Source organism: Actinophytocola sp., assembly GCF_036402745.1.
Classification (GTDB): Bacteria; Actinomycetota; Actinomycetes; order Mycobacteriales; family Pseudonocardiaceae; genus Actinophytocola.
Window position 1 is genome coordinate 1 of record NZ_DASWSJ010000412.1, and the last position, 5,509, is coordinate 5,509.

Consider the following 5,509-nt stretch of genomic DNA (forward strand, 5'->3'; position numbering starts at 1 on the left):
GCTGACCCCCCAAGGTGTCCCAGCGAGGGCGGTCTCCGCGAGGAGGCCGCCCTCGGCTCATTCCCACTCGATCGTGCCCGGGGGTTTCGAGGTCACGTCCAGGACCACCCGGTTGACCTCCGGCACCTCATTGGTGATCCGCGTCGAGATCCGCTCCAGCACGTCGTACGGCAGCCGGGTCCAGTCGGCCGTCATCGCGTCTTCCGAGGACACCGGGCGCAGCACCACCGGGTGGCCGTAGGTCCGGAAGTCGCCCTGCACGCCGACGCTGTGCACGTCCGCCAGCAACACCACCGGGCACTGCCAGATGTCGCGGTCCAGCCCCGCCGCGGTCAGCTCCTCGCGCGCGATCGCGTCGGCCGCGCGCAAGATCGACAGCCGCCCGGCGGTCACCGCGCCGATGATGCGGATGCCCAGTCCCGGGCCGGGGAACGGCTGGCGGTGCACGATCGTCTCCGGCAGGCCCAGCTCCAGGCCGACCCGCCGCACCTCGTCCTTGAACAGCTCCCGCAGCGGCTCCACGAGCGTGAACGTCAGGTCGTCCGGCAGCCCGCCCACGTTGTGGTGGCTCTTGATGTTCGCCGCCCCGGCCCCGCCGCCCGACTCGACCACGTCCGGATACAGCGTCCCCTGCACCAGGAACTGGTAGTCACCCGAAGCCTGGAGGTCCCGCTCGGCCCCCTCGAACACCCGGATGAACTCCCGGCCGATGATCTTGCGCTTCTGCTCGGGATCCGTGACATCGGCCAGCGCCGACAGGAACCGGTCCGCCGCGTCCACGGTCACCAGCTTGACCCCGGTCGCCGCCACGAAGTCCCGCTCCACCTGGCCGCGCTCACCGGCCCGCAGCAGCCCGTGGTCGACGAACACACACGTCAGCCGGTCCCCGATGGCCCGCTGCACCAGGGCCGCCGCCACCGCCGAGTCGACCCCGCCGGACAGCCCGCAGATCGCCCGGCCGGCAGGGCCCACCACGGCGCGGATCCGCTCGACCTGTTCGTCCACAATGGACGCGATCGTCCACGAAGGACGCAACCCCGCGATGTCGTGCAGGAACCGGCGCAGCACCTCCTGCCCGTGCGGCGAGTGCGCCACCTCCGGGTGGTACTGCACCCCCGCGAGCCGCCGCGACACGTCCTCGAACGCGGCCACCGGCGCGCCCGACGAACCCGCGGTGACAACAAATCCCGGCGGAGCCGACACCACGCTGTCCCCGTGACTCATCCACACCGGGTGCCGCGCGGGCAGGTCGGCGTGCAGCACCCCGCCGGACGCGCCCAGGTCGGTCCGCCCGAACTCGCGGGTCCCGGTGTGCTCGACCGTCCCGCCGAGCGCCTGGGCCATCGCCTGGAAGCCGTAGCAGATGCCGAACACCGGCACGCCCGCCTCGAACAGCGCCGGGTCCACCGCCGGCGCGCCGTCGGAGTACACCGACGCCGGACCACCGGACAGCACGATCGCCAGCGGGTCCCGCGCGAGCATCTCGGCAACCGGCATCGTGTGCGGCACGACCTCCGAGTACACCTGCGCCTCACGCACCCTACGGGCGATGAGCTGGGCATACTGCGCGCCGAAGTCGACCACGAGAACCGGCCGGTGCTGGTGTTGCGTCACTGGGGAAGCATCGCACGGGCCCTGGGAACTACGGTGGAGGGCATGAACGCGACAGAGCCGCACCTGCCGACCCCCCGGCCCGCCTTCATCGCCGGCCGCGCGGAGCAGAGTGAGCAGACGCTCAGCGTGCACCACCCCTACGACGGCAACGAGATCGCCACGGTCTGCGTGCCCAGCGCCGAGCAGGTCGAGCGCGCCGTCGCCGCGGCGGTGGCCGCCACCCAACCGTTCCGCACGACACCCGCCCACGTGCGGGCCGCCGCGCTGGACCACGTCTCCCGCTCGATCGCCGCCAGAGCCGACGAGGTCGCGGAGATGATCACCGCGGAGAACGGCAAGCCCCTCAAGTGGGCCACCGTCGAGGTCAACCGCTGCGTGTCGACGTTCCGGTTCGCCGCCGAGGAGGCCCGCCGCTTCTCCGGCGAGCTGCAACGGCTCGACACCGACCCCGCCGCCGAGGGCCGGCTGGCGGTCGTCCGGCGGGTCGCGCGCGGGCCGGTGCTCGGCATCGCGCCGTTCAACTTCCCGCTCAACCTGGTCGCGCACAAGATCGCCCCGGCCATCGCGGTCGGCGCGCCCATCATCGTCAAGCCCGCACCGCGCACCCCGCTTTCCGCGCTGCTGCTGGGAGAGCTGCTCGCCGAGACCGAGCTGCCCGAGGGCGCGTTCTCCGTCCTCACGCTCGGCAACGAGGAGACGGTCGCGCTCGTCAAGGACCCGCGGCTGCCGGTGGTGTCCTTCACCGGCTCGGGCCCGGTCGGCTGGTCGATCATGGACTCCGCGCCACGCAAGCAGGTCGTGCTCGAGCTCGGCGGCAACGGCGCGGCGGTCGTCTGCGCCGACTGGCCCGACCTCGACTTCGCCGCGAGGCGCATCGCCACCTTCGGCAACTACCAGGCCGGCCAGTCGTGCATCGCCGTGCAGCGGGTGCTCGTCGACCGGACCGTGGCCGACACGTTCGTGCCCAAGCTGCTCGACGCCATCAAGCAGCTGCGCACCGGCAATCCGCACGACCCCGAGGTCGAGGTCGGCCCGCTGGTCGACGAGGCCGCCGCCGAGCGCGTCGAGGCCTGGGTCAACGAGGCCGTGGCGGCCGGGGCCAAGCTGCTCGCGGGCGGCAGGCGCGACGGCGCCTCGATGGAGCCCACCGTGCTCGCCGACGTCCCGCACGACGCCAAGTGCTGGGCCGAGGAGGTCTTCGGCCCGGTGCTGGTCGTCGCGGTCACCGACGGCGTCGACGACTCGTTCGCGCAGGTCAACGACTCCCCGTACGGCCTGCAGGCGGGCGTGTTCACCAGGGACGTCCAGGTGGCCTTCCGCGCCCGGGCGGAGCTCGACGTGGGCGGCGTCATCGTGGGCGACGTGCCCTCGTTCCGCTCCGACCAGATGCCCTACGGCGGCGTCAAGGGCTCCGGCTTCGGCCGCGAAGGCATCCGCAGCGCCATGAACGACCTCAGCGAGGAGCGCGTCATGGTCCTCACCGGCCTGGAGCTGTGAGCCCCTGGGCGAACGCGAACACCCCGTCCGGGTCGTAGGTCCCGGCCACCTTGCGCAGCCGGGGCAGGTTGGCGCCGTAGTACGCGTTCGCCCAGTCCGGTAGCCCCGGGTCGACGTAGTTGACGTACCCGTGCGCGCCCGCCAGCGCGCCGAGGCCGTCGCGCACCTCCGCCACCTGGCGGCTCGCGGCGGCCCGCCCTGCGCCGGTGTTCGCGTAGATCTGCGCGCTCGCCAGGGCGGTCCGGTGCGGGAACGCCGTCGCGTCCGGCGCCACCCGCGACACCGCGCCGCCCAGCGAGTCGAGCAGCAGGTCCAGCCCCGAGCGGCCGTCCAGCAGCGCGACGACGGCCGCCGGGTCGACCGGTTTCGCCAGGATCCGCGACGACGCCACGAACGACTCCCGCCCCAGCGCCCCGCCTTCGGCCTGCGGGTGGCACTGCGCCACGCTGCGCTGCGAGCACCCGCCGAAGTACCGCATCGCGTCCAGGTAGGACTTGCCGGTGACGAACCGCGACGACGCCGACAGCCCCAGCCGCGCCAGCTGCCGCTCGCACCCGGCGACCGACCCGACGAAGCACCCGCCCACCCGCACGCTCGGCGGCGACCCGGCCGACAGCACGCAGTTCGTCCACATCTCGTCGGGCAGGTCGGCCACCCACGACTGCCACGCGCCCAGCACGTCCGCCGCGCCACCCTCGAACCGCAGCGAGAACACTGTCAGCGCGGGCGCCGGCTCGGTGGCGAACGTGAACGACGTGACGATCCCGAAGTTCCCCCCGCCCCCACCGCGCAGCGCCCAGAACAGGTCCGGCTCCTGCTCGGCCGACGCGGTGACCAACGCCCCGTCGGCCGTCACGACCTGCGCCGACACCAGCTTGTCGCACGTCAGCCCGTACTTGCGGGCCAGCACGCCGATCCCGCCGCCGAGGGTGAGCCCGCCGATCCCCACCGTCGGGCACGATCCCGCCGGCAGGCACCGGCCCGCGTTCGCGAGCCCGGCGTAGACGTCGATCAGCCGGGTCCCCGCGCCGACAACGGCGGTGCCGTCCGGCCGGACGTCCACACCGGACATCGGGTGCAGGTCCACGACCAGCGCCTTGTCCGGGTTGCTGTAGCCGGCATAGCTGTGCCCGCCGGACCGCGCGGCGATCGGCATCCTGGCTTTCGCGGCGACGTCCACACAGGCCTGCACGTCCGCCGGCCGCGTGCAGCGCGCGACGGCGGCGGGCTTGCGCGAGTCGAACAGCGGGTTGTAGACCTGCGCGGCCGCTGGATACCCGGCCTCGCCCGGGAGCACCAGCCCGCCGGGCAGCTTCGCCCGCAACGCCGGCCAGTCCGGCGGCACCGGCGCCGGTGGCGACGACGGTGGTGGCGACGACGGCGACGACGGCGACGGCGACGGCGGTGTGGTCGGCGCCGGCGTGCCTACCGTGTTCGACGGCGACCCGGTACACGCGGCGGCCACCCCCGCTGTGCCCAATGCCGCCGCGGCGAGAAACGTTCGTCTGCTGATCAAGGCCCCGACACCTCCACCCTTGCCAGACGTGTGGCAGGTGATCAGGTTGCCGGAGCGGACGCGCCCGCGCTGCCCACGTACAGCCAGCGCCCCTCGAACCGCACGAACATCAGCGCGCGCCGCTCACCCGCGGGCATGTCGGGGGTGCGGTAGGGGACCTGCCTGGCGCCGGGCACGGACGCCTCGGTGGCCTTGCCGAACTCGGCGCCCTCGAACTGGGTGGCGAGGCCGGCCATGCCGCCGAGGATCAGCTGCTTGGCCTCGTCGACCTGCTCGTTCACGAGCGACCCTTGCTGCGCAACGCACTTCGGGTGGTCGAGGCAGGTCAGCGCGAGCAGTTCCTTCCCGTTCCCCGCGGCGGCGGCCCGGGCGAAGGACTTGGCCGCGCGCTCGGGTGTGCTGAGGTCGTAGCGCGCCGCGCCGCTGGGCGGACTCGACGCCGGCTCGTCGTTCCCGCTCCCCGGGTTCCCGCGCACCAGCAGGGTGACCGCGACCGCGGCGACGAGCACCACGACGGCGACGAGCACCCACGGCAACCTCTTCTTCATGATGTGCCGCAACCTATCGGGCCTCGCGGCGTCACGGAGTGTTGCCCCACCGGCACATCGGATCCGTCTGCGTGAACCTGCCCCGCAGAATGCGGTGCTCTGCGGTGATCCGTTCTAGCGTGGACAACACCGTGGACAACACGTAGCCGACGAGTGACGAGGAGTGTGCGATGTTTGATCTCGAGCCGACTGTCCGGTCCAGGGAGCTCGGGCTGGCGCTGGCCAGGGCCGCGCAGGCGAAGGGGCTCAACGGGCGGCAGCTCGCGTTCCTGCTGAAGTGGTCACCGAGCCGGATCAGCCGCCTGTTCAGTGGCAAGCGCGGAGCCAAGCTCGT

The 5,509-nt window shown here is 72.9% G+C and carries 4 protein-coding genes; 1 reads left to right on the top strand and 3 read right to left on the bottom strand.

Annotated elements, in window-relative coordinates:
• Positions 1-57 precede the first annotated feature (57 nt).
• Complete coding sequence (gene guaA / locus VGD70_RS36120; RefSeq protein WP_331089537.1) at positions 58-1,614, bottom strand: glutamine-hydrolyzing GMP synthase; 1,557 nt, start codon at positions 1,612-1,614, stop codon at positions 58-60.
• A gap of 42 nt (positions 1,615-1,656) precedes the next feature.
• On the opposite strand from guaA, the gene VGD70_RS36125 reads away from it, so the two are divergent.
• The gene (locus VGD70_RS36125; protein ID WP_331089539.1) at positions 1,657-3,111 is read left to right on the top strand and encodes an aldehyde dehydrogenase family protein; all 1,455 of its coding nucleotides are present in this window, start codon (positions 1,657-1,659) and stop codon (positions 3,109-3,111) included.
• Here the strand turns inward: VGD70_RS36125 and VGD70_RS36130 are convergent.
• Both VGD70_RS36130 and VGD70_RS36135 read right to left on the bottom strand, forming a co-directional pair.
• A complete protein-coding gene (locus VGD70_RS36130) occupies positions 3,092-4,627 on the bottom strand; it encodes an FAD-binding oxidoreductase (RefSeq protein WP_331089541.1) in 1,536 nt (511 codons plus the stop codon). The two genes, VGD70_RS36125 and VGD70_RS36130, sit on opposite strands and share 20 nt — an antisense overlap.
• A 41-nt stretch (positions 4,628-4,668) precedes the next feature.
• Positions 4,669-5,175 carry a hypothetical protein gene (locus tag VGD70_RS36135; protein WP_331089543.1) on the bottom strand — a complete coding sequence of 169 codons (507 nt, stop codon included), beginning with the start codon at positions 5,173-5,175 and terminating at the stop codon, positions 4,669-4,671.
• Positions 5,176-5,509: the final 334 nt, after the last annotated feature.

Excerpts from the sequence above, each read along its gene's own strand:
- VGD70_RS36135 (WP_331089543.1), bottom strand. The coding sequence starts at position 5,175 with ATGAAGAAGAGGTTGCCGTGGGTGCTCGTCGCCGTCGTGGTGCTCGTC.
- VGD70_RS36125 (WP_331089539.1), top strand. The coding sequence starts at position 1,657 with ATGAACGCGACAGAGCCGCACCTGCCGACCCCCCGGCCCGCCTTCATC.